Here is a 23,350-nt window from a genome sequence, read left to right on the forward strand (position 1 = left end):
GTTCGGACGACTGGGCGTGCCGGCGCGCAAGCGGGATGATCGATTCATTCCGACTGCGACGACTCCACGCCATGACCCACCCTTCCCGCGAAGCCTTCACGCGCCCGCCGCGCATCACCGACCCCGCCCCGGACCACGAGGCGCCCGCCGTTTCGCTGCTTGCCGAGACGCTGCGCGAAGCGGCTGCGCGCGGCGCCTCCGACATTCACGTCGAACCTGCCGAGCATGACTGGCGCATCCGTATGCGCGTCGACGGCGTGCTGCACGTGCTCAGGCGTCCGCCGTCGCATCTGCGTGACGCATTCGTCACGCGCATCAAGGTGCTGGCGCGCATGGACATCGCCGAGCGGCGCGTGCCGCAGGACGGCCGGCTGCGTCTGCACCTGACGGGCGGGCAGGTCGGCGACTATCGCGTGAACTCGCTGCCCACGCTGTTCGGCGAAAAGCTGGTGCTGCGGCGGCTCGACGCGCTGCCGCCCGATCTGTCGCTCGGCGCGCTCGGGCTCGATGAACCGCAGAGCCGCGTCGTCGAAGGGGCGATCCGCGCGCCGCACGGGCTCGTGCTCGTGACAGGGCCCACCGGCAGCGGCAAGACGCTGTCGCTCTATTGCTTCCTGCAATTGCTGAACGCCGAAGCGCGCAACGTATGTTCGGTGGAAGATCCGGTCGAGATCCAGCTGGCCGGCATCAATCAGGTGAGCGTGCGCGAGAAGGCGGGGCTGACCTTCGCCGTCGCGCTGCGGGCGTTCATGCGGCAGGATCCGGACGTCATCATGGTAGGCGAGATTCGCGACGCCGAAACTGCCGATGTCGCCGTGAAGGCCGCGCAGACCGGCCATCTCGTGCTCTCCACGCTGCACACCAACGACGCGCCCGCCGCGATCGCGCGGCTCATCGACATCGGCATCGCGCCGTATAACCTTGCTTCGGCGCTGCGCCTCGTCACGGCGCAGCGACTGGTGCGCAAGCTCTGCACGGCGTGCCGCGCTGCGTCGGCGCTGGCGCTGGACGGCGGGTTTCATCCCTTCGAGCCGCGCGGGTGCCCGGCGTGTCATGGCATCGGCTATCGCGGGCGGATCGGCGTGCATCAACTGATGCCCGTGTCGGACCAACTGCGCGAACTGATCGTCGCGCGTGCCGCCACGCATGCCATTGCACGCGCCGCGCAGGCGCAGGGCATGCCCGCGCTGCGCGACGCGGCGTTCGACCGGGTGCGCGAAGGCGTGACGAGCGTCGCCGAGGCCGCCGAAGCCACGGAGCTCGAATGATGCGCGCCGCCATGCAGGAAGAATCGGAGCTGCGCTACGCCTGGCGCGGTCTGGATGCGGACGGCCGCGAACAGCGCGGGCGCATCTTCGCCGTCGATGCACCGTCGGCCCGGGCCTCGCTGCGCCGCGACGGCGTCATCGTCACCGCGCTCGACATGACGGGCGTCGCGCCGCCGCCGAAAGCTACCGTTGCCGAGATCACCCTGTTCACGCGCCAGCTGGCCAGCCTGCTGCGCGCGGGCTTGCCGCTCGCCGGCGCGCTCGACCTGATCGGCGGCAGCACGACGCGCAGCGGACTGCCGCGTATCGTGCGCGCGCTGTCCCGTGGCATCACGCGCGGCCTGCCGTTCTCAGCCGCGCTCGCGCATCATCCGGACGCGTTCGGCACGCTCTATTGCCAACTGATCTCGGTCGGCGAAGTGGCCGGCGCGCTGCCCGCGGTGCTCGCGCGACTCGCGGACGATCGCGAACGCGCCGCGTCGCAACGCGCCCGGCTGCGTGCCGCGCTGGCCTATCCGGTGATGGTGCTGCTGCTGTCGCTGGCGATCACGGCGGGACTGCTGATCGGCGTCGTGCCCACCTTCAAGACGATCTTCGACGGCTTCGGCGCCGCGCTTCCCGCGCCTACGCGCTTCGTGCTCGCGCTCTCCGATGGCGTCGCGCGCTTCGGCGTGCCGTTCGTCGCTGCGTCGGGTTCCCTTGCGCTGGCCTCGTGGCGCTGGCTGAAGCGTTCGCCCGATGCACGTGAAGCCGCGGATCGCCTGAGCTTGCGTCTGCCGCTGGTCGGCTCGCTGTTGCGCGCGCTGGCAGTGGCGCGCTGGAGCCGTGCGCTGGGCACCTTGCTGTCCGCCGGCACGCCGCTGTCCGATGCCTTCGACTCGCTCACGCACGCTACCGGCAACCGCGTCTTCGACCGCGCGACCGTCGAGATTGCCGCGCGCCTGCGCAACGGCGAGCGGCTCGCTGTCGCCATGCGTGCATCGGGTTGCTTCCCGCCGGACGTGGTGCAGCCCATCGCCGTCGCCGAGGAATCGGGTTCGCTCGACGCCATGCTGCTCGATCTCGCCACATTGGCCGACCGTCAGGTCGACGAGCGCATCGGCGGCTTCGCCAGCCTGTGCGAACCCGTCGTCATTGCCGTGCTGGGCGCGCTCGTGGGCGGTCTCGTCATCGCAATGTATCTTCCCATCATTCAGCTCGGCAACGTGGTGTAGCATCGCGGGCCAAAGCCATCCATCGTTCATCATGCAACCCTCGTTCGATCCGTCCACCGCGCATGTCGCCAGCCGCTATGCGGAAGCCTTCGCGATGCTGCCCGTCGCCGCGCAGTACGGATTCGCCATCGTGTTCGGTCTCGTGATCGGCAGCTTCCTGACGGTGGTCGTGCATCGCCTCCCGGTCATGCTGGAGCGCGCGTGGCGGGCGGAAGTCGAAGCCGCCGCGGCGGAGGCGCCAACAGCCTCGATCCCCGCAGAAACCGACCCCTACCCCGCGCGCTATAACCTCGCCGTGCCGCGCAGCGCGTGTCCGCATTGCGCGCACGTGCTGCGCGCCTGGGAGAACATTCCCGTCGTCAGCTATCTGGCGCTGCGCGGACGCTGCGCGGCATGCGGCGCCCGCGTGAGCCCGCGTTATCCGCTGACTGAACTGGCAACCGGCGCGCTCGCCGCGCTTGCGCTGTATGCGTATGGTCCAGGATGGAACGCGCTCGCCGCGTTCGGCCTTTGCGCGACGCTGCTCGTCGCGGCCCTCATCGACTACGACACGCGCTATCTCCCCGACGTGCTGACGCTGCCGCTGCTGTGGGCGGGCCTCATCGTCAATCTGGGTGACACCGGCTTCGCGACCTTGCAGGACGCGGTGACCGGCGCGATCGTCGGCTATCTGTTCCTGTGGTCCGTGTACTGGCTCTTCAAGCTCGCGCGCGGCGTGGAAGGCATGGGCTATGGCGACTTCAAGCTGTTCGCCGCCATCGGCGCGTGGCTCGGCTGGGCGCCGCTCGCGCAGGTGGTTCTGATCGCGGCCATCGCGGGCGCGGCATTCGGCATCGTCGCGACGATGCGCAAGCGCATGCGCTTCGAAGAGCCCTTGCCGTTCGGACCGTTTCTTGCGGCCGGCGGAGCGATCACGCTGTTCGTCGGCACCCCGCTGTACGCCATGTTCGGATGAACGGATCGGCATCAAAGGAGAACTCGCGCGCATGTTCAGCATCGGACTCACCGGAGGAATCGGCAGCGGCAAGAGCACGGTCGCGGACCTGTTCGCGGCGCGCGGCGTACCGCTGATCGACACCGACCTCATCGCACACCAGATTACGGCGCCGGGCGGCGTCGCCATGCCGCTGATCGCCGCCGAGTTCGGCCAGGATTTCGTCACGGCGGACGGCGCGCTGGACCGCGCGAGAATGCGCACGCTCGTCTTCTCCGACGACACCGCGAAAGCCCGTCTCGAGGCCATCGTGCATCCACTCATTCGCGCCGAGACCGAACGGCAACGCCAAACGGCAGCGGGTCCGTATCACATCGTGGTCGTGCCTTTGCTGGTGGAATCCGGCTCGTGGTCGGAACGCGTGTCGCGGGTCCTCGTGGTCGACTGTCCGGTGGAGACTCAGATCGCGCGCGTCATGCGCCGCAACGGCTTTACGCGCGAACAGGTGCTCGCGATCATGGCGAAGCAGGCGTCGCGCGAGACCCGGCTCGCCGCCGCCGACGACATCGTCCTCAACGACGCTTCCGCCACACTCGATCACCTCGCCGATCAGGTGAACACGCTTCACGCGCGCTATCTCGCACTTGCGAACGGCAGCGCCTGAGTTGCCCGAACTTCCCGAAAGTTCCCGCTTTTGTGTCGAAAGACGCAACGAGAAGCCCGATTTTGCCCTGATTTGCTAGGGTGAGGATGCGGCATTAGAATGTGCTCACTTCCGCTCATGGAAGCAACCGACCCACGCCGAGGCGAGCGCGCTTGATCCTTTACGAGTACCCCTTCAACGAGCGCATCCGGACGCTGTTGCGGCTCGAAGACCTGTTCGAGCGCTTCACGTTCTTTCTGACTCAGGAAGACGCGCGCGAGCATCACGTCGCGCTCACGACGCTCTTCGAAATCGCCGAAGTGGCGGGCCGTACGGATCTGAAAGCCGACCTCATGAAGGAACTCGAGCGGCAGCGGCAAACGCTCGCACCGTTCCGCGGCAATCCGGGCATCGAACAGGAAGCGCTGGAAGCGGTGCTCGGTGAAATCGAGCAGACGCTGACCGGCCTCACCGAGATGCACGGCAAGACGGGCCAGCATCTCGCCGACAACGAATGGCTCGCGAGCATTCGCAGCCGTACGATCATTCCCGGCGGCACCTGCAAGTTCGATCTTCCGTCGTACTACGCGTGGCAGCAGTTGCCGGTGGAAGAACGTCGCCAGGACATCGCCAAATGGGTCATGCCGATGCTCGCGCTGCGCGACGCGGCCGCCATCGTGCTGCGCCTCGCGCGCGAGTCCGGCCAGGCGTCGAAAGTGATGGCCATGCAGGGCAGCTATCAGCAGATGTTGTCCGGGCGCACCTATCAGTTGATGCAGGTGCGCGTCTCGCCCGATACGCGCGTCATTCCTGAAGCGAGCGCGAACAAGTACATGCTGTGGGTGCGCTTTACGGTGCAGGACGGCGACCTGAAGCCGCGCGCTGTTGACGTCGACGTGCCCTTTCATCTGACGCTTTGCAGCCTTTGAACCCGGTGCGGTCTGGCCTCATATGGTCAAATACCGTCTGTAACCGGCTCGAATCGCACACGTCATGACCACTGTCGTCAAATGCCCGACCTGCAGCAAGGAAGTCCGCTGGGTCCCTGAAAACCGCTTTCGCCCGTTCTGCTCGGAGCGCTGCAGGCAGATCGACCTCGGCGCGTGGGCGGCCGAGAAGTACAAGATCGCGGGTAACGCGCAGGAGACACCGCCGGACGACGACCAGCACGGCGGCCTGAACTAGGACAACCTCCGCAGCCTATTCCCGCTCTTCCTCTTCGAGCCATTCCAGAATGGGGATGGCCGCCGGAAGCAGTGGCGCGACCTCGACAGGCAGCGTCTGCCACGCGATCGCCTGGCCCTCGCGGCCAAGCGGCTCGCCCTTCCACTCCGTCACCTTGCAGAAGAACAAGCGCACGTAGGCATGCGGATAATCGTGCTCGAGCGTGCGCCACAACTGACACGCAGTGACGTCGATGCCCAGTTCCTCGTGCAGCTCGCGCCCGAGCGCCGTCTCGATGCTCTCGCCCGCCTCCAGCTTGCCGCCCGGAAACTCCCAGTAACCCTCGTACGGTTTGCCGGCGGGCCGTTGCGCGAGCAGATAGCGGCCGTCGGGCTGCACCATCACGCCGACGGCCACTTCCGTCACCTTGCGGCCGTCGGGCGCGAGATCGGTCTGTGTGCCGCTCACTGCTTGCGTCCCGACCAGTCGCGCGCGAACTGCCACGCCACGCGTCCTGAACGTGAGCCGCGTTCGAGCGCCCACACCAGCGCATCGCCGCGCGCGCCTTCGATCTCCGCATCCGCGCAGCCGAAATGCTTCAGCCAGTGACCGACGATCGCCAGGTAATCATCCTGCTTGAACGGATAGAAGCTGACCCACAGGCCAAAGCGCTCGGACAGCGAGATCTTTTCCTCGACCACTTCGCCCGGATGAATCTCGCCATCGGACGTGTGCTTGTACGTCTCGTTGTCGCTCATGTATTCGGGCAGCAGATGGCGGCGGTTCGAGGTCGCGTAGATCAGCACGTTGTCGGACTGCGCGGCGACCGACCCGTCGAGCGCCACCTTCAGCGCCTTGTAGCCCGACTCGCCTTCCTCGAACGAGAGGTCGTCGCAGAACACGATGAAGCGCTCGGGCCGCGCCGCAATCAGATCGACGATATCGCCGAGATCGTGCAGATCGTCCTTGTCCACTTCGATCAGACGCAGGCCGTCCTTCGCGTACGCGTTGAGACACGCCTTGATCAGCGACGACTTGCCCGTGCCCCGTGCGCCCGTCAGCAACACGTTGTTCGCGGGCAGCTTCTTGACGAATTGCAGCGTGTTCTGCTGGATCAGCCCTTTCTGGCGATCGATGTTCCGCAGGTCGTCGAGCGAGATGAGCGAAATGGCCGGCACCGGCTGCAAAAAGCCGCGGCCCTGACGCGTGCGCCAGCGAAACGCAACCGCGGATTCCCAGTCGATGTCCGGCGACGCGGGCGGCAACATGCCTTCGATGCGTGCCAGCACGGCCTCGGCGCGTGTGAGAAATTGTTCGAGCTTGTCCATGTCGGTATCGTTCTGCGCCGCCCGATCAGGAGCGATAGTCGGCGTTGATGCTCACATAATCGTGCGAGAGATCGCACGTCCAGATGGTGGCCTGCGCGTTGCCGCGACCGAGCAGCACGCGAATCGCGATCTCGCTCTTCTTCATCACGCGCTGGCCGTCTTCTTCCTTGTAATCCGGATTGCGCCCGCCCGCTTTCGCGACGAGCACGTCGTCGAGATACAGATCGACCTTGCCGACATCCAGGTCCGTTACGCCTGCATAACCGATCGCCGCGAGAATGCGGCCGAGGTTCGGATCCGATGCGTAGAACGCGGTCTTCACGAGCGGCGAATGACCGATCGCGTAGCCGATCTGACGGCACTCCGCCGCGTCGCGCCCGCCTTCGACGGTCACGGTCATGAACTTGGTCGCGCCTTCGCCGTCGCGCACGATGAGTTGCGCCAGTTCCTGCGCTACGTCGGTCACGGCATCGCGCAGGGCCGCGTAGGCCGGGGAATCGGTGGAGGTGATGGCCGGCAGGCTCGACTTGCCCGACGCGATCAGGATGAACGAATCGTTCGTCGAGGTATCGCCGTCAATCGTGATGCAGTTGAACGAGCGATCCGCCACGTGCTTCACCAGCGCGTCGAGCACCGGCTGCGCGACGTTGGCGTCGAAGGCGAGGAAGCCGAGCATCGTCGCCATGTTCGGCTTGATCATGCCCGCGCCCTTGCTGATGCCCGACAGCGTGACCACGTGTCCGTCGATGGTGACCTGGCGCGACGCCGCTTTCGGCAGCGTGTCGGTCGTCATGATGGCTTGCGCCGCGTCGAACCAGTGCGCCGCCTGCTGGTTTGCGAGCGCGGCGGGCAGGCCGGCTTTCAGGCGGTCGAGCGGCAGCGGCTCGAGAATCACGCCGGTCGAAAACGGCAGGATCTGTTGCGCGTCGAGGCCGGCCAGGCGCGCCAGTTCCGTGCAGGTCTCGCGCGCGATCACCATGCCGGGCTCGCCCGTGCCCGCATTCGCATTGCCGGTATTCACGACGAGCGCGCGAATGCCCTTGCCGCCCTGACCCGCGGCCGCGAGATGCTCGCGGCACACGATGACCGGCGCGGCGCAGAAACGGTTCGTGGTGAACACCCCGGCGACGCTCGCGCCTTCATCGACGCGAATGACGAGCACATCCTTGCGATTGGGCTTGCGGATATTCGCCTCGGCCCAGCCTAGCGTGACGCCGGCGACGGGATGAAGCGCTGCGGGATCGATCGAGGGAAAATTGACGGCCATGTTCGCGACTCGCTGGTGGTGGCGAGTGCCGGCGGGCGCGCCGGCACGTGATGAAAGACTGACGCGGACCGGCTGAGCCGGACCGGCGCCGTGAATAAGGGAATCTGCAAAAACAAACGACGCATCGCTGCGTCGCTTGTTATGTGTCAGCAGCGATTAAGCCAGCTTGCCGTGACAGTTTTTGTACTTCTTCCCGCTGCCGCACGGGCAGGGATCGTTGCGGCCGACCTTCGGCACGTCGTCGACACCGCGCGTCACCACGCTGACGTCTTCGCCGCCCGCGCCGGCCATGGCCTGGCTGACCATCTGCGCGGCCGCGTTCGCGGCGCTGGCGGCCGGCGTGGGCTCAGCCGCCGGCGCATTGAAGTCCGCGTGCTGGAACGACACGTTCTCCAGATGGCTGCCCTTCTCTTCGTACTGCTCGGCCGCCTCTTCCAGCTGTTCCGGCGACTGGATCTGCACGTTCATCACGACCCGCGTCACTTCCTGCTTCACGGAATCGAGCATCGCGGCGAAGAGTTCGAACGCCTCGCGCTTGTATTCCTGCTTCGGGTTCTTCTGCGCATAGCCGCGCAGATGGATGCCCTGGCGCAGATGATCGAGCGCGGCCAAATGCTCGCGCCAGCGGCTGTCGAGCGTCTGCAGCATGATCGAACGCTCGAACGCGCTGAACGATTCGCGGCCCACCAGCGTCACCTTCGCTTCGTACGCTTCGTCGGCGGCGGCGAGCACGGCTTCGGAGATTTCTTCGGCGTCGATCGAATTCGACTCGTTGATCATCTCCTGCACCGCGAGATCCAGCGACCATTCGTTGCGCAGCACTTCTTCCAGCTCGGGCGCTTCCCACTGCTCCTCGATGCTGCCTGCCGGCACGAACGTGCGCACCAGGTCGCCGATCACGCTCTGGCGCATCGCCGCGATGGTTTCCTGCACGTCGTTCGCTTCGAGCAGTTCGTTGCGCTGCTGGTAGATCACCTTGCGCTGGTCGTTGGAGACGTCGTCGTATTCGAGCAGCTGCTTGCGGATGTCGAAGTTGCGCGCTTCGACCTTGCGCTGCGCGCCCTCGATGGACCGCGTGACCATGCCCGCTTCGATCGGCTCGCCTTCCGGCATCTTCAGGCGATCCATGATGGCGCGCACGCGGTCGCCCGCGAAAATGCGCAGCAGCGGATCGTCCAGCGACAGATAGAAACGCGACGAACCCGGATCGCCCTGACGGCCCGCGCGGCCGCGCAGCTGGTTGTCGATACGACGCGACTCGTGACGTTCGGTGCCGATGATATGCAGGCCGCCCGCGGCCTTCACGTTGTCGTGCAGCGTCTGCCACTCGTCGTGCAGCTTCTGGATGCGCGCGGCTTTCTCGTCTTCGGGAATCGAGAGATCGGCCTCGATGAACGACGCCTGCTTCTCGACGTTGCCGCCCAGCACGATGTCGGTGCCGCGGCCGGCCATGTTCGTCGCGATGGTGACGACGCCCGGACGCCCCGCTTCCGCGACGATCGCCGCTTCACGCGCGTGCTGCTTGGCGTTGAGCACTTCGTGACGCACGCCTGCCTTGCCGAGCAGGTCCGACAGCAGTTCCGACGCTTCGATGGACGTCGTGCCGACCAGCGTAGGCTGACCGCGCTCGACACAATCCTGGATGTCGCGAATCACCGCGTCGTAGCGTTCCTTCGCCGTCTTGTAGATCTGATCCTGCTTGTCGACGCGTTTCGGCGGCCGGTTGGTCGGGATCACGACCGTTTCGAGACCGTAGATCTCGTTGAATTCGTAGGCTTCGGTATCCGCCGTGCCGGTCATGCCGGACAGCTTCGCGTACATGCGGAAGTAGTTCTGCAGCGTGATGGAGGCGAGCGTCTGGTTCTCGGCCTGGATCTGCACGTGCTCTTTCGCTTCGACAGCCTGATGCAGGCCGTCCGACCAGCGGCGGCCGGTCATCATGCGGCCGGTGAACTCGTCGACGATCACGACTTCGCTTTCCTGCACCACGTAATGCTGGTCGCGATGGAACAGCGTGTGCGCGCGCAGCGCGGCGTACACGTGGTGCATCAGCGTGATGTTCTGCGGCGCGTAGAGGCTTTCGCCTTCACCGATCAAGCCCCATTCGGCGAGCAGGCGCTCGGCCTTCTCGTGGCCCGACTCGGTCAGGAACACCTGGCGCGCCTTTTCGTCCAGCGTGTAGTCACCCGGTTTCTCGACGCCCGTGCCGTCCGCCTTTTCCTCGCCGATCTGCTGTTCGAGCAGCGGCGGCAGCGCGTTCATGCGGACGTACAGGTCCGTGTGGTCTTCCGCCTGGCCGGAGATGATGAGCGGCGTGCGCGCCTCATCGATCAGGATGGAGTCCACTTCGTCGACGATCGCGAAATTGAGCGGCCGTTGCACCCGCGCATTCGGCTCGTAGACCATGTTGTCGCGCAGGTAGTCGAAGCCGAATTCGTTGTTGGTGCCGTACGTGATGTCCGCGGCGTAGGCGTCCTGCTTCTGCTCGTGCGCCATCTGCGAAAGATTCACGCCGCAGGACAGACCGAGGAAGTTGTAGAGGCGCGCCATCCATTCCGCGTCGCGCTGCGCGAGATAGTCGTTCACCGTGACGACGTGCACGCCGCGGCCCGACAGCGCATTCAGATAGGCAGCGAGCGTGGCGACGAGCGTCTTGCCTTCGCCGGTGCGCATTTCCGCGATCTTGCCGTAATGCAGGACCATGCCGCCGATCAGCTGGACGTCGAAGTGACGCATCTTCAGCACGCGCCGGCTGGCTTCGCGGCATACCGCGAACGCTTCGGGCAGGATCACGTCCAGCGACTCCCCGCCCGCGACACGTTGACGGAATTCGTCGGTCTTGGCGCGCAGTTGATCGTCCGAATACTTCTCGACGGTCGGCTCGAGCGCATTGATCGCCGTAACGGTCTTTTGGTACTGCTTGACCAGCCGCTGATTGCGGCTGCCAAAAATCTTTTGAAGGAAACCGGTCGTCATCGGATCAATGTCTGCGTCGCGGCTTCGGACGGGCGACAGCACCAAGCTGCGTCCGGGCTCGGAGAACCTCGGCGACTTAAGTCCATAGGGTGAAATTCGAATCGGGAATTTTAGCACGCGACTATGGCAGACCTTGCGTCGGCTTGCCTGCGCGCGCGTCGGCGCAATGCGACAGTCAATCCGCCGAAAACTTCCCGTGCAATGCGTTTTCCTCAGGGCCTCGTCCGGCGGCACGGCCTGCCTCGCGTACAATCGAACCGTCCTTGAACGGTCCTGTCAGGGTCCGCACCCAATCAAAATGAGCCGCTTTTCTACAAATTCAAGACAAGGCGCCTGGAAGATCGATCCGCGCCGTCCGCAGGCTGTCGCCGACGTGCTCGGCCGCACCGATGCGTTCCAGGCGCTCCGCGCGGGCGTCGAGCAGGTCGCCGCACTGCAGCGCGATCTGGGCGCGCTGCTGCCGGATTATCTTGCTTCGAACGTGGAACCCGGCTTCATCAAGGACGGCGTGCTGGCGCTGTTCGCCGCGCACAATGCGCTCGCTGCGCGCCTGCGGCATCTCGAACCCCGTCTTCTCTCGGACCTTCAGGCGCGCGGCTGGGCCGTCAATGCGTTGCGCATCCGCGTGCGTCCGCAATCGATGAAAGAGCCCGCGCAGCCGAAGCAGGCGCGCATGTCGCAAGCGGGTGCGTCGGCACTGCAGGAACTGGCCGAAACGCTCGAACCGTCGCCGCTTCAGGAAGCGCTGGCGCGGATGGCGTCGCATCATCGGCCGGGGCAAAAAAAATGAGCGGCGCTTGCGCGTCGCTCATTTCTCGTTGGCCTCAACTACAACCGGTTTGATCAGGCAAATGCCGTTTGCGTGTCGAAGCCGAAACCGCGCGGCGCCTGTTTGATGTCCTCGAACGTGACGATCTCGTAGGCATCTTCGTGCGCGAGCAACTCGCGCAGCAGCATGTTGTTCATCGCGTGGCCGCCCTTGTACGCGTTGTACGAAGCCAGCAGCGGATGCCCCACCACGTAAAGGTCGCCGATTGCGTCGAGCATCTTGTGCTTGACGAACTCGTCGTCGTAACGCAAACCGTCGTTGTTCAGGATGCGGTACTCGTCCAGCACGATGGCGTTGTCCATGCTGCCGCCGCGCGCCAGACCCAGCTCGCGCATCATTTCGACTTCATGCGCAAAGCCGAACGTGCGGGCCCGGGCAATCTCGCGAACATACGAGGTCGTTGCGAAATCCACTTCCAGCGCCTGACCGGTCTTGTCGACGGCCGGATGGCGGAAGTCGATGGTAAAGCTCAGCTTGAAGCCGAAATACGGCTCGAGACGGGCGAACTTGTCGCCGTCGCGGACCTCGACGGGCTTCGTTACCTTGATGAATTTCTTCGGCGAATTCTGCTCTTCGATACCCGCCGACTGGATCAGGAACACGAAGGAAGCCGCGCTGCCGTCCATGATCGGGATTTCCTCGGCGGTGACATCGACATACAGATTGTCGATGCCGAGGCCCGCGCACGCCGACATCAAGTGCTCGATCGTGGATACGCGCGCTCCGTCCTTCTGCAACACGGACGCGAGCCGGGTATCGCCGATCGACATCGCAGACGCGGGAATGTCGACCGCCTGGGGCAGGTCGATCCGCGAAAACACGATGCCCGTGTCAGCCGGCGCGGGCTTCAGGGTCAACTCCACCTTGCGGCCGGAATGGAGCCCGATTCCCACGGTTTTGACGACGGTCTTGATTGTTCGCTGCTTCAACATGATGTTCTTTTCCGATTTGCATTCCCTATTAAGAGAATCAATCACTCACTTTATTCCAATAGCCCGAATTATACTCCATTCGCCACGCGCCGTCGTGCTTCGGGACGTATCAACTGTTTCCCTGTGTTACTCGCGCACGGCCTTTCTGAAAGTAGAACGGGCCGATGCCCGGAATGGAGGCATTTCCGGTCATCGGCCCCAAGTTGCAGCGGATTACGAGGGCGCCATGAGCGTTGCGCAACGGCAACGCAGCGCCGCTGAAATCAGCGCAACGTCGCGAGGATGCTCTGAGCGTCGCTGACTTCGAACTTGCCGGGCGCTTCGACGTTCAGCGTCTTGACCACGCCGTCGTCGACCACCATCGCGTAACGCTGGGAACGGATTCCCATGCCACGCTCGGTCAAATCCTGATCCAGTCCGAGTGCCTGGGCGAAACGCGCGCTGCCGTCCGCGATCATCTTCACCTTGCCCGCGGTTTGAAGATCGCGTCCCCACGCGCTCATGACGAACGCGTCGTTGACGGAAACGCACCAGACTTCGTCAATGCCGGCAGCGGACAACTCCGCCGCCGCCTCGACGTAGCCGGGCACGTGCCTGGCGGAGCACGTCGGCGTGAACGCGCCCGGCAATCCGAAGATCACCACGCGTTTGCCCGCGCACCGCTCGCGCGCCTGGAACCCGTTCGGTCCCACGGCGCAGCCTTCCGTGGCCTCCTCGATGAACTCGAAGAGACGTACATCAGGCAGCGTGTCACCCACTTTGATCATGCTCGGTCCTTCCCTGGTCAGTGCTCGTGAACCTGCTCGCGATCGCATCGTCCCGCTACTCCGGCCCGACGGCGTGACGGCCATGCGGCTTCCATCCGGATTCCCCAGCCTCGGGGAGCGGAAGCGTGGGGGTCGGCTGGCCACGGCCCGGCGTCCATCGGTGAATCAGGACGCGGCCTTGGACAGTCGCCCCACGTGATGCCTGCATGAACCGCGCAAGACGTCCGGCGCGGCAACGCGGTGAGCTGCTTCGTCAAACCCTCATCAGCAGCAAATCACGTGCGCGACGCTCAGTCGGCCTGCTTGCGCAGGAACGCCGGAATGTCATACGTATCGACACCCTTCTCCTGCAAAGCCTGCACATGCGATGCCGCCGTCTCGCGCGTCGAACGCCACACAGCCGGGGTGTCGAGCTGACCGTAGTCGGTGGTCGACTGGCCGTGCTGCGAACCGTACGAATTGTGCGCCGTTTGCGGACCGTGTGCGATCGGCTGGTTGTCGGTGCCGGTACGGAGCAGGGTCATCGGCGCTTGCTGCTGCTTCTTCGCCGCGCGGCCCAGGCCCGTCGCCACCACCGTCACGCGCAGGGCGTCGCCCATCGCGTCGTCATACACTGCACCGAAGATCACGGTTGCATCGTCAGCCGCGTAGGACTTGATGGTGTTCATCACTTCACGCGTTTCCGACAGACGCAGCGAACGGCTCGACGTGATGTTCACCAGCACGCCACGCGCACCCGACAGATCCACGCCTTCCAGCAGCGGGCTGGCCACAGCCTGCTCGGCGGCCAGACGCGCGCGATCGACGCCGGCAACCGTCGCCGTGCCCATCATCGCCTTGCCCTGCTCGCCCATCACGGTCTTCACGTCTTCGAAGTCGACGTTGACCAGGCCATCGACATTGATTATTTCAGCGATACCTGCGACAGCGTTGTTCAGCACGTCGTCCGCGCACTGGAAGCACTTGTCCATCTCGGCGTCATCGCCCATCACCTCGAACAGCTTGTCGTTCAGCACGACGATCAGCGAGTCGACGTGATCCTCCAGTTGCTGCGAGCCTGCTTCGGCAACACGCATGCGGCGGCCGCCTTCGAACTCGAACGGCTTGCTCACCACGCCAACGGTCAGAATGCCCATTTCCTTGGCGATCTGCGCGACCACCGGCGCCGCGCCCGTGCCCGTGCCGCCGCCCATGCCTGCGGTGATGAACACCATGTGCGCGCCGCGCAGTGCATCGGCCACGCGCTCGCGTGCATCTTCCGCCGCTTCCTTGCCCTTCTCCGGCTTGGCGCCTGCGCCGAGACCGGTCATGCCCAGTTGCAGCACCGTCGGCGCGCGCGAACGAGCCAGTGCCTGCGCGTCCGTGTTCATCACGATGAAGTCCACGCCCTGCACACCGCGGTTGATCATGTGCTGAACTGCATTACCGCCCGCACCACCAACACCCACGACCTTGATGATCGTGCCGTTGGTTTCCGTTTCCAGCATTTCGAAATCCATGTTGCCTCCGTCAAGAATGAAGATCGGCGTTATTCGATGAGAGATCGGGCAACCTCACATCGCGCGCCAGCCGCCGGTACCAGCGCGTAATCCATTTCATGCGTAATCGTCAGAAATTCCCGAGGAACCAGTCCTTCATCCTCGTGAACACTTGTCCCATCGATCCGTTCTGCACCGCGACCTTGCGGCCGCGCATGCGTTGCGAGCGTCCTTCCGCGAGCAGGCCCATTGCGGTGGAGTAGCGCGGGTTGCGCACGACATCAGCAAGACCGCCCGCGTATTCCGGCACGCCGATGCGCACCGGCTTCAGGAAAATGTCTTCGCCGAGTTCGACCATGCCGGGCATCATCGCGGCGCCACCGGTCAGCACGACGCCGCTCGACAGCAGCTCTTCGTAGCCCGACTCGCGCACGACCTGCTGCACCAGCGAGAACAGCTCCTCGACGCGCGGCTCGACCACGGCCGCCAGCGCCTGACGCGACAGCGTGCGCGGGCCACGTTCGCCGAGTCCCGGCACTTCGATCATTTCGTCCGGATCGGCGAGCGCCTGCTTTGCGATGCCATAGCTCACCTTGATGTCTTCCGCGTCCGGCGTCGGCGTGCGCAGCGCCATGGCGACGTCGCTCGTGATCTGGTCGCCGGCAATGGGGATCACGGCCGTGTGGCGGATCGCGCCTTCGCTGAAGATGGCGATGTCGGTCGTGCCGCCGCCGATATCGACGAGCACCACGCCCAGTTCCTTCTCGTCCTCGGTCAACACGGCCAGCGACGACGCCAGCGGCTGCAGCACGAGGTCGTTCACTTCGAGGCCGCAACGGCGCACGCACTTGACGATGTTCTGCGCCGCGCTCACCGCGCCCGTGACGATGTGCACCTTCACTTCCAGCCGGATGCCGCTCATGCCGATCGGCTCGCGCACGTCTTCCTGGCCGTCGATGATGAATTCCTGCGTCAGGATGTGCAGCACCTGCTGGTCCGTCGGGATGTTGATCGCCTTGGCCGTTTCGATCACGCGCGCGACGTCCGCCTGCGTGACTTCCTTGTCCTTGATCGCCACCATGCCGCTCGAATTGAAGCTGCGGATATGGCTGCCCGCGATGCCGGTGAAGACGTTGGTGATCTTGCAATCGGCCATCAGCTCGGCTTCCTCCAGCGCGCGCTGGATGGACTGCACCGTGGCCTCGATGTTGACCACGACGCCCTTCTTCAAGCCCTTCGAGTCGGCCTGACCGAGTCCGATCACCTCATAGTGGCCTTCGCCCTTCAGTTCGGCGACGATCGCGACCACCTTCGACGTTCCGATGTCGAGGGAAACCAGCAGGTCTTTGTAGTCTTTGCTCATAGCGTGCTCATGCCCGTGATGTCTGCTTACTTCTTGGCCTTGTCGGTGTCATTGATGAAGCGCATGTTCGCTGCTCGTATCGCGAAGCCGTTCGGGTACCGCAAATCCGCATATTCGATCTCCTTGCCCCAGCGCCCCGTGACCGCCGGCCACGATGCGACGAAGCGCTTGCTGCGCTCGAGCAGCGTGTCCTGATTGCGCTCACGCCCGAGTTCGACCTGCATGCCGTTCGAGAGCTTCACCGTCCACGCGAAACGCGGCGACAGCGTCACTTCGTCCGGCTTCGCATCCAGCGGCGCGAACCACTTCTCGAAGTCGTGATAACGCGCAACCACTTCCTTCGCGGTGCCTTCCGGTCCGTCGAACGCGGGCAGGTCGTCGTCCAGTTCGCCCTGGTTCGCGGTGAACAGTTCGCCGTCCGTGCTCACCAGCTGATCCGTGCCCCACGTACCGAGCGGCTTGTATTCCTCGAGCGTCACGGCCAGCGCGTTCGGCCAGACCCGGCGCACGCTCGCATGCCGCACCCACGGCACCTGTTCGAACGCGGTGCGCGCCGAATCCAGATCCACCGTGAAGAAGTTGCCCTTCACGCGCCCGACCACGCTCGCGCGGATCACCGGCGAACTGATGTGGGTCGTGTCGCCGTCGATCTGGATTTCGCGCAGCCGAAACTCGGGACGCTGGATCGCCCAGTAACCCGCCGCGCCCAGCAGCAGCAGCACGAGTACGACGTGCAGCGCATTGGCGGCAAGGTTGAGTTGGCGAACGTTGTTCCACATAGTGTCGCTGCTTCGGGTCCGGTGAGTGATCGCTTTATTGCTTTGCTGCTTTACTGCTTTACTGTTTCAAGGTCAGGGACAGCACCTGCACGACGAGATCGCTGTAGCTGATGCCGACCGCACGCGCGGCTTTCGGCGGCAGCGAATGATCCGTCATGCCGGGCGCCGTGTTCACTTCCAGGAAGTACGGGTTGCCGTCGGCGTCGAGCATGAAGTCGGCGCGGCCCCAGTCGGTGCAGCCAAGGATCTCGAACGCGCGCTTCGTCAGCTGCTTCATGCGCGTTTCCTCGGCTTCCGTCAGGCCGCACGGAATCAGGTACTGCGTGTCGTCGGCGACATACTTCGCGTGATAGTCGTAGAACTCGCCCGCCGGCACGATCTTGATGACCGGCAAATCCAGGTCGCCCGCGATGCAGCAGGTGTATTCGCCGCCGCCCTCGATGCTCTGCTCGACGATCACGATCCGGTCAAAACGCGCGGCTTCTGCCAGCGCCGCGCCGAGCGTTTCAGCGCTCTTCACCTTGATGACCGCGACGCTCGATCCTTCGCTCGCCGGCTTCACGAAGAGCGGCAAGCCGAGCTTCGCGATGATGCCCTTCGCGCGCGCTTCATAGTCTTCGTCGCGGAAGACGGTTTCGAACGGCGGCGTCGGGATGCCGGTCTGCTGCCACACGAGCTTGGTGCGCAGCTTGTCCATGCCGAGTGCGGAACCCAGCACGCCGCTCCCCGTATAACGGATGCCATAGAAATCCAGCGCGCCCTGCAACTGTCCGTTCTCGCCATAGCCGCCATGCAGCGCGATGAACGCGCGCTCGAAGCCTTCGCTCTTGAGATCCGCCAGCGGACGCTCGGCCGGGTCGAACGCATGCGCATCCACGCCTGCCGCGCGCAGGCCTTCGAGCACGAGCCGCCCGGAGTTGAGCGACACTTCGCGCTCGGCGGAATGACCGCCCAGCAGCACTGCGACTTTGCCGAAAAGTTTCGGATCGATTCGATTCACTTGATTGCTCGTTACGTCTGTCATGTCAGTTCTGACCGCTGGTCGCGTTCGTTGCGCCAGTAGCGTTCGCCAGCTTGCCGCACACCCCGCCGATGGAGCCCGCGCCCATCGTGATCACCACATCGCCGTTGCGCGCGAGCGTCGTGATCGCGTCCGGCATCTCGTCCACCGTGTCGACGAACACCGGCTCGACCTTGCCCGCCACACGTATGGCCCGCGCGAGCGCCCGGCCGTCGGCGGCGACGATCGGCGCTTCGCCTGCGGCATAGACCTCGGTGAGCACGAGCGCATCGACCGTCGACAGCACCTTCACGAAGTCTTCGAAGCAGTCGCGCGTGCGCGTGAAGCGATGCGGCTGGAACGCCAGCACCAGACGACGCCCCGGAAACGCGCCGCGCGCCGCCGCGATGGTCGCGGCCATTTCAACCGGGTGATGACCGTAGTCGTCGATCAGCGTGTACGCGCCCTCGCCTGCGTTGGCGTTCACTTCGCCGTAGCGCTGGAAGCGCCGGCCCACGCCGTTGAATTCAGCGAGCGCACGCTGGATATCGGCATCCGGCACTTCGAGTTCAGTGGCAATTGCAATCGCCGCGAGCGCGTTCTGCACGTTGTGCGTGCCCGGCAGGTTCAGCACGATGTCCAGCGCCGGCGCGTCCGCGCGCAGCGTCGTGAAATGCATGCGGCCATGGCGCGCCTCGACGTTCACCGCGCGCACTTCGGCTTCGGCGCCCAGGCCATAGCGGATGATCGGCTTCGACACGAACGGCAGGATCTCGCGCACGTTCGGATCGTCGACGCACAGCACCGCGATGCCGTAGAACGGCAGACGATGCGTGAACTCGATGAACGCCTGCTTGAGCCGCGCGAAGTCGTGGCCGTAGGTGTCCATGTGATCGGCGTCGATGTTCGTGATGACTTCGATCACCGGGAACAGATTCAGAAACGACGCATCCGACTCGTCCGCTTCGGCAACGATGAAGTCACCGGTGCCGAGCCGCGCGTTCGCGCCCGCGCTGTTGAGCCGCCCGCCGATCACGAAGGTCGGATCGAGCCCGCCCGCGGCCAGCACGCTCGCGACGAGCGAGGTGGTCGTGGTCTTGCCGTGCGTGCCGGCAATCGCGATGCCCTGCTTCAGGCGCATCAGCTCCGCGAGCATCACGGCGCGCGGCACGATGGGCACGCGGCGATGACGCGCGGCCAGCACTTCCGGATTGTCCGAACGCACGGCCGTCGACACGACGACCGCATTCGCGCCTTCGATGTTGTGCTCGTGATGGCCGATCTCGACGCGCGCGCCGAGTGTGCGCAGGCGTTCGGTCACGGCGCCGTTCGAGAGATCCGAGCCGCTGACGTGGTAGCCGAGATTGAGCAGCACTTCGGCGATGCCGCTCATGCCCGCGCCGCCGATCCCGACGAAGTGAATATGCTTGACGATATGTTTCATTCAGTGTGCCTCCCGAGCTTGCGCGTCGAAACGCGCGCCCGCCACGTCGGCGCAAATACTCGCGACCTTTTCGGTCGCGTCCGGCTTCGCCAGCTCGCGTGAACGCACGGCCATCTCGGCCAGCGTGTCGCGGGTCTGTACGCGCAACCAGTCGGCGAGCTTTTGCGCCGACAAATCATGTTGTTGTATCAGCTCGGCCGCGCCATTCTTCGCGAGGAACGCGCCGTTGGTCGTCTGGTGATCGTCGACGGCAAACGGGAACGGCACGAACAGCGCAGCCACGCCCACTGCCGCGATCTCGGAAACGGTCATGGCGCCCGAGCGGCAGATCACGAGATCCGCCGCCGCGTAGGCGCTGGCCATGTCTTCGATGAACGGCACGAGTTGCAGGTCGTCGTCCTGTGTGAGACCCGCCGCCGCGTAATGCGCTTCAAGCGCCGCAATATGCTTCGCGCCCGCCTGATGCACGATGCGCGGACGCTGGTCCGATGCGAGCATCGCGACCGCCTTCGGCACGGTTTCGTTCAGCGCCGCAGCACCAAGACTGCCGCCGACGACGAGCACATTCAGGCGTCCGGAACGCGCGGCGTAGCGTTCTTTGGGTGGCAAAGCGCTGGTTAGTTCCGCACGGATCGGATTACCCGTCCATTCCGCATTCGGCAGAGCATTGGGGAACGCCACCAGCACGCGTTTTGCGAGATGCGCGAGCAGCTTGTTGGCGAGTCCCGCGATCGAATTCTGTTCGTGCAGCACGAGCGGGCAGCCCGCGAGCTTCGTCATGATGCCCGCCGGGAACGTGATGTAGCCGCCCATGCCGAGCACCACATCCGGCTTCACGCGGCGCAGTGCAGCGAGACTCTGCGTGCAGGCGCGCAGCAGATTCACCGGCAGCATCAGCTTGGTCTTGATGCCCTTGCCGCGCACGCCGCCGAAGCGCACGTATTCCATCGGGATGCCGTGCTTCGGCACGAGCGTCGCCTCCATGCCGGACGCGTTGCCGAGCCATACCACGCGCCAGCCGCGCGACTGCATCCAGTGCGCGACCGCGAGCCCCGGGAACACATGGCCCCCGGTGCCGCCCGCCATCACCATCAAGGTGCGGTCGCGTCGCGCGCTCATACTTTTCCTCCGCGCATCAGCACCCGGTTTTCATAGTCGACGCGCAGCAGCACCGCCAGCGCGACGCAGTTCAGCAGGATGCCCGAGCCGCCGTAGCTGACGAGCGGCAGCGTGAGACCCTTGGTCGGCAGGAGGCCGAGGTTCACGCCCATGTTGATGAAGGTCTGCGCGCCGAACCAGATGCCCACGCCCTTCGCCATCAGGCCGGCGAAGGTGCGGTCGAGTGCGAGCGCCTGACGGCCGATCTCGAACGCACGGCGCACGATCCAGTAGAACAAGAGGATCACGCAGATCACGCCGACGAAACCAAGTTCCTCGCCGATCACGGCCAGGATGAAGTCGGTATGCGCTTCCGGCAGGTAGTTGAGCTTTTCGACACTGCCGCCGAGCCCGACGCCAAACCACTCGCCGCGTCCGAATGCGATCAGCGAATGTGTCAGCTGATAGGCCTTGCCTTGCGCGTAACGGTCGTCCCACGGATCGAGGTACGCGAAGATCCGTTCGCGACGCCACGGCGACGCCCACACCAGCAGCGCAAAGGTGCCGACGGCCGTTGCCACCAGACCGCCGAACAGCTTGCCGTTCACGCCGCCGAGGAACAGCACGCCCATGGCGATGGCCGCGATCACCATGAACGCGCCCATGTCCGGTTCGAGCAGCAGCAGCGCGCCGACCGCGCCCACGGCGACGGCCATCGGCAGGAAGCCCTTGCCAAAGCTGTGCATGAACTCCTGCTTGCGCACCGTGTAGTTCGCGGCGTAGATGGTCACCGCGAGCTTCATGATTTCCGACGGCTGCATGTTCGTGATGCCGAGCGGAATCCAGCGGCGCGCGCCGTTCACGCCCTTGCCGATGTGCGGGATCAACACGATGATCAGCAGCACCAGCGAGAAGAGGAAGAACTTAGGCGCGTACTTTTCCCAGACCTTGATCGGAATCTTGAAGGCGATCACCGCGCCGACCAGCGCCGTCGCGATCGAGACCAGGTGGCGCATCAGAAAGTGCCAGTCGCGATAGCTCGCGTACTTCGGGGAATCGGGCATCGCGATGGAGGCCGAATACACCATCACCACGCCCAGGCCGAGCAGCGCGATCGTCACCCACAACAGCGAATAGTCATAGTCGAGCATGCGCGAGCGCGCGGGACGCACGCCATTCACTGCGCTCGAAATGCCGCCCGCGCCTTCGCGGCGCGAACGCATGCCGGAATCCGTGCGGCCCGCGAGCGAGTCGTGCGAGACCACGTTGCGCTGGCCCGTCAGTTTCGATCCGAAGCGTTCCGTCCAGCTCATAACATCACTCCCCGCGCGGCGGCGATTTCTTCGACCGCGCCGCGAAACACGTCGGCGCGATGTGCATAATTTTTGAACATGTCGAGGCTCGCGCACGCGGGCGAGAGCAGCACGGCGTCGCCCGCTTCCGCGATGCGCGCGGCGGCGTTGGTCGCCGCTTCGAGCGTTGCGTGGTCTTCCAGCGCGACGCCGGTGGCGGCGAGCGTCTCGCGCAGGCGCGGCGCATCGCGGCCGATCAGCATCACCGCGCGCGCCCAGCGGCCGACCGGCGCTTCGAGCGGCGAGAAGTCCTGGCCCTTGCCCTCGCCGCCGGCGATCAGCACGACGCGTTGCGCAAGGCCGTCGAGTGCCGCGACCGTCGCGCCGACGTTGGTGCCTTTGCTGTCGTCGACATAATCGACGCCGTCGATCTGCGCGATCACTTCCACCCGATGCGGCTCACCGCGATATTCACGCAGCCCGTGCAGCAGCGCCGCGAGCGGCAGGTCGATGGCACGGGCAAGCGCCAGCGCGGCCAGCGCGTTCGCCGCGTTGTGCAGGCCGCGGATGCGCAGCGCGTCGGCGGGCATCAGGCGCTTCGACACGAGGTTCGGCTCGGCGGCTTCCTGCTTGCGGCGGCGCGACGGCGCGGGTTCGCCCGACGCGTCCTGATCGATACCTTCGACCAGCCACAGCATGCCGTTGTCGCGCAGCAGCCCGTAGTCGCCGACGAACGACGGCTCGTTCAGGCCGAAGCTCACCACGCGGTCCTGCGCGATGTTCTTCGCGAGCGCCATCGTGCGCGAGTCGTCGCGGTTCAGCACGCGCACCGTGCGCGGCCCGAAGATGCGGCCCTTCGCGGCGGCGTAGGCATCGAGGCCGCCATGCCAGTCGAGATGATCCTGCGTGATGTTGAGCACCGCCGCCGCATCCGGCGCGAAGCTGTGCGCGGTCTCCAGCTGGAAGCTCGACAGTTCGAGCACCCACACGTCCGGCAGCGCAGTCTGGTCGATGGCGTCGGTCAGCTTGTCGAGCATGGCCGGGCTGATGTTGCCCGCCACCGCCACCGTCTTGCCCGCACGCTCGCACAAGAGGCCGGTGAGCGCGGTGGTCGTGGTCTTGCCGTTGGTGCCGGTGATCGCCAGCACCTTCGGCGCATAGCCGTTCGCGCCGAGTCCGGCGAGCGCCTGCGCGAAGAGTTCGAGTTCGCCCCACACCGGAATGCCGCGCTCGTTGGCGGCGGCGATCAATGGCGCGAGATCCGGTGCGAGCGGCGACAGCCCCGGGCTGATCGCGACCAGCTCGATGCCGCCATCCAGCAATTCAGGCGTGAAGGCGCCGCCGACGAAGTCCGCGTCGATCTGGTGGACGGCCAGTTCGGAGAGATTGGGCGGCGTCTCGCGCGTGTCGGCGATGCGCAGGCGGCAGCCGTGCCTGGCGCACCAGCGCGCCATCGCCAGACCGGATTCACCCAGTCCCAGCACGAGCACCATCGGACTTTGCCGACCCACGAACTTCTCGCCAAACATCGCTTTACCTTTCCCGGAGAACAACCAAAAGACTTGAACAGCTTC

At 65.2% G+C, this 23,350-nt stretch carries 21 protein-coding genes; 7 read left to right on the forward strand and 14 right to left on the reverse strand.

Annotation, left to right across the window (positions count from 1 at the left end; translation table 11 throughout):
• Nucleotides 1-71 precede the first annotated feature (71 nt).
• From QCE88_RS14465 to yacG, 6 genes are all read left to right on the forward strand, one after another.
• Complete coding sequence (locus QCE88_RS14465) at nucleotides 72-1,268, forward strand: GspE/PulE family protein (RefSeq protein WP_309902945.1); 1,197 nt, start codon at nucleotides 72-74, stop codon at nucleotides 1,266-1,268.
• Nucleotides 1,265-2,482, forward strand: a complete 1,218-nt coding sequence (locus tag QCE88_RS14470) for a type II secretion system F family protein (protein WP_309902947.1) — start codon at nucleotides 1,265-1,267, stop codon at nucleotides 2,480-2,482. Before QCE88_RS14465 ends, QCE88_RS14470 begins: the two co-directional genes overlap by 4 nt.
• A 31-nt stretch (nucleotides 2,483-2,513) precedes the next feature.
• Complete coding sequence (locus QCE88_RS14475; RefSeq protein WP_309902949.1) at nucleotides 2,514-3,437, forward strand: A24 family peptidase; 924 nt, start codon at nucleotides 2,514-2,516, stop codon at nucleotides 3,435-3,437.
• Between the two features lie 31 nt (nucleotides 3,438-3,468).
• Complete coding sequence (gene coaE, locus QCE88_RS14480) at nucleotides 3,469-4,080, forward strand: dephospho-CoA kinase (RefSeq protein WP_309902951.1); 612 nt, start codon at nucleotides 3,469-3,471, stop codon at nucleotides 4,078-4,080.
• Nucleotides 4,081-4,232: 152 nt separating this feature from the next.
• Complete coding sequence (gene zapD, locus QCE88_RS14485) at nucleotides 4,233-4,988, forward strand: cell division protein ZapD (RefSeq protein WP_087127417.1); 756 nt, start codon at nucleotides 4,233-4,235, stop codon at nucleotides 4,986-4,988.
• 64 nt (nucleotides 4,989-5,052) lie between these two features.
• A complete protein-coding gene (gene yacG / locus QCE88_RS14490) occupies nucleotides 5,053-5,244 on the forward strand; it encodes a DNA gyrase inhibitor YacG (protein ID WP_309833414.1) in 192 nt (63 codons plus the stop codon).
• A gap of 15 nt (nucleotides 5,245-5,259) precedes the next feature.
• Here the strand turns inward: yacG and QCE88_RS14495 are convergent, their stop codons facing one another.
• From QCE88_RS14495 to secA, 4 genes are all read right to left on the reverse strand, one after another.
• Nucleotides 5,260-5,691, reverse strand: coding sequence for an NUDIX domain-containing protein (locus QCE88_RS14495; RefSeq protein WP_309902956.1), 432 nt, complete (start codon nucleotides 5,689-5,691; stop codon nucleotides 5,260-5,262).
• Nucleotides 5,688-6,551, reverse strand: a complete 864-nt coding sequence (locus QCE88_RS14500) for an ATP-binding protein (protein WP_309902958.1) — start codon at nucleotides 6,549-6,551, stop codon at nucleotides 5,688-5,690. The genes QCE88_RS14495 and QCE88_RS14500 overlap by 4 nt, the downstream gene beginning before the upstream one ends.
• A gap of 25 nt (nucleotides 6,552-6,576) precedes the next feature.
• Nucleotides 6,577-7,818: a bifunctional glutamate N-acetyltransferase/amino-acid acetyltransferase ArgJ gene (argJ, locus tag QCE88_RS14505; RefSeq protein ID WP_309902960.1), complete on the reverse strand. Its 1,242-nt coding sequence runs from the start codon at nucleotides 7,816-7,818 to the stop codon at nucleotides 6,577-6,579.
• A 156-nt stretch (nucleotides 7,819-7,974) separates the two neighbouring features.
• Entirely contained in the window at nucleotides 7,975-10,794 is a 2,820-nt protein-coding gene (gene secA, locus QCE88_RS14510; RefSeq protein WP_309902962.1) for a preprotein translocase subunit SecA, read from the reverse strand.
• A 298-nt stretch (nucleotides 10,795-11,092) separates the two neighbouring features.
• Here secA and QCE88_RS14515 point away from each other — a divergent pair, with 298 nt between their 5' ends.
• The gene (locus QCE88_RS14515; RefSeq protein ID WP_309902966.1) at nucleotides 11,093-11,584 is read left to right on the forward strand and encodes a DUF721 domain-containing protein; all 492 of its coding nucleotides are present in this window, start codon (nucleotides 11,093-11,095) and stop codon (nucleotides 11,582-11,584) included.
• Nucleotides 11,585-11,637: 53 nt separating this feature from the next.
• Here the strand turns inward: QCE88_RS14515 and lpxC are convergent, their stop codons facing one another.
• The 10 genes from lpxC to murD form a co-directional block, all read right to left on the reverse strand.
• Nucleotides 11,638-12,555, reverse strand: a complete 918-nt coding sequence (lpxC, locus tag QCE88_RS14520; protein ID WP_309833422.1) for a UDP-3-O-acyl-N-acetylglucosamine deacetylase — start codon at nucleotides 12,553-12,555, stop codon at nucleotides 11,638-11,640.
• Nucleotides 12,556-12,818: 263 nt separating this feature from the next.
• Nucleotides 12,819-13,322, reverse strand: coding sequence for a peroxiredoxin (locus tag QCE88_RS14525; protein WP_309902968.1), 504 nt, complete (start codon nucleotides 13,320-13,322; stop codon nucleotides 12,819-12,821).
• Between the two features lie 290 nt (nucleotides 13,323-13,612).
• Nucleotides 13,613-14,821, reverse strand: coding sequence for a cell division protein FtsZ (gene ftsZ / locus QCE88_RS14530; RefSeq protein ID WP_309809990.1), 1,209 nt, complete (start codon nucleotides 14,819-14,821; stop codon nucleotides 13,613-13,615).
• Between the two features lie 109 nt (nucleotides 14,822-14,930).
• Complete coding sequence (gene ftsA / locus QCE88_RS14535; RefSeq protein ID WP_309809993.1) at nucleotides 14,931-16,163, reverse strand: cell division protein FtsA; 1,233 nt, start codon at nucleotides 16,161-16,163, stop codon at nucleotides 14,931-14,933.
• Nucleotides 16,164-16,189: 26 nt separating this feature from the next.
• Complete coding sequence (locus QCE88_RS14540; protein ID WP_309809994.1) at nucleotides 16,190-16,942, reverse strand: cell division protein FtsQ/DivIB; 753 nt, start codon at nucleotides 16,940-16,942, stop codon at nucleotides 16,190-16,192.
• 58 nt (nucleotides 16,943-17,000) lie between these two features.
• A complete protein-coding gene (locus QCE88_RS14545; RefSeq protein ID WP_309902970.1) occupies nucleotides 17,001-17,942 on the reverse strand; it encodes a D-alanine--D-alanine ligase in 942 nt (313 codons plus the stop codon).
• Between the two features lie 25 nt (nucleotides 17,943-17,967).
• The gene (gene murC / locus QCE88_RS14550) at nucleotides 17,968-19,386 is read right to left on the reverse strand and encodes a UDP-N-acetylmuramate--L-alanine ligase (protein WP_309902972.1); all 1,419 of its coding nucleotides are present in this window, start codon (nucleotides 19,384-19,386) and stop codon (nucleotides 17,968-17,970) included.
• On the reverse strand, nucleotides 19,387-20,505 hold the full coding sequence (gene murG / locus QCE88_RS14555) for an undecaprenyldiphospho-muramoylpentapeptide beta-N-acetylglucosaminyltransferase (RefSeq protein WP_309902975.1): 1,119 nt from the start codon (nucleotides 20,503-20,505) through the stop codon (nucleotides 19,387-19,389). It lies immediately after the preceding gene.
• Entirely contained in the window at nucleotides 20,502-21,797 is a 1,296-nt protein-coding gene (gene ftsW / locus QCE88_RS14560; protein ID WP_309902977.1) for a putative lipid II flippase FtsW, read from the reverse strand. Before ftsW ends, murG begins: the two co-directional genes overlap by 4 nt.
• Nucleotides 21,794-23,305, reverse strand: coding sequence for a UDP-N-acetylmuramoyl-L-alanine--D-glutamate ligase (gene murD / locus QCE88_RS14565; RefSeq protein WP_309902979.1), 1,512 nt, complete (start codon nucleotides 23,303-23,305; stop codon nucleotides 21,794-21,796). Before murD ends, ftsW begins: the two co-directional genes overlap by 4 nt.
• Nucleotides 23,306-23,350: the final 45 nt, after the last annotated feature.

The sequence above is a fragment of the Caballeronia sp. LZ035 genome (genome assembly GCF_031451175.1).
GTDB lineage: Bacteria > Pseudomonadota > Gammaproteobacteria > Burkholderiales > Burkholderiaceae > Caballeronia.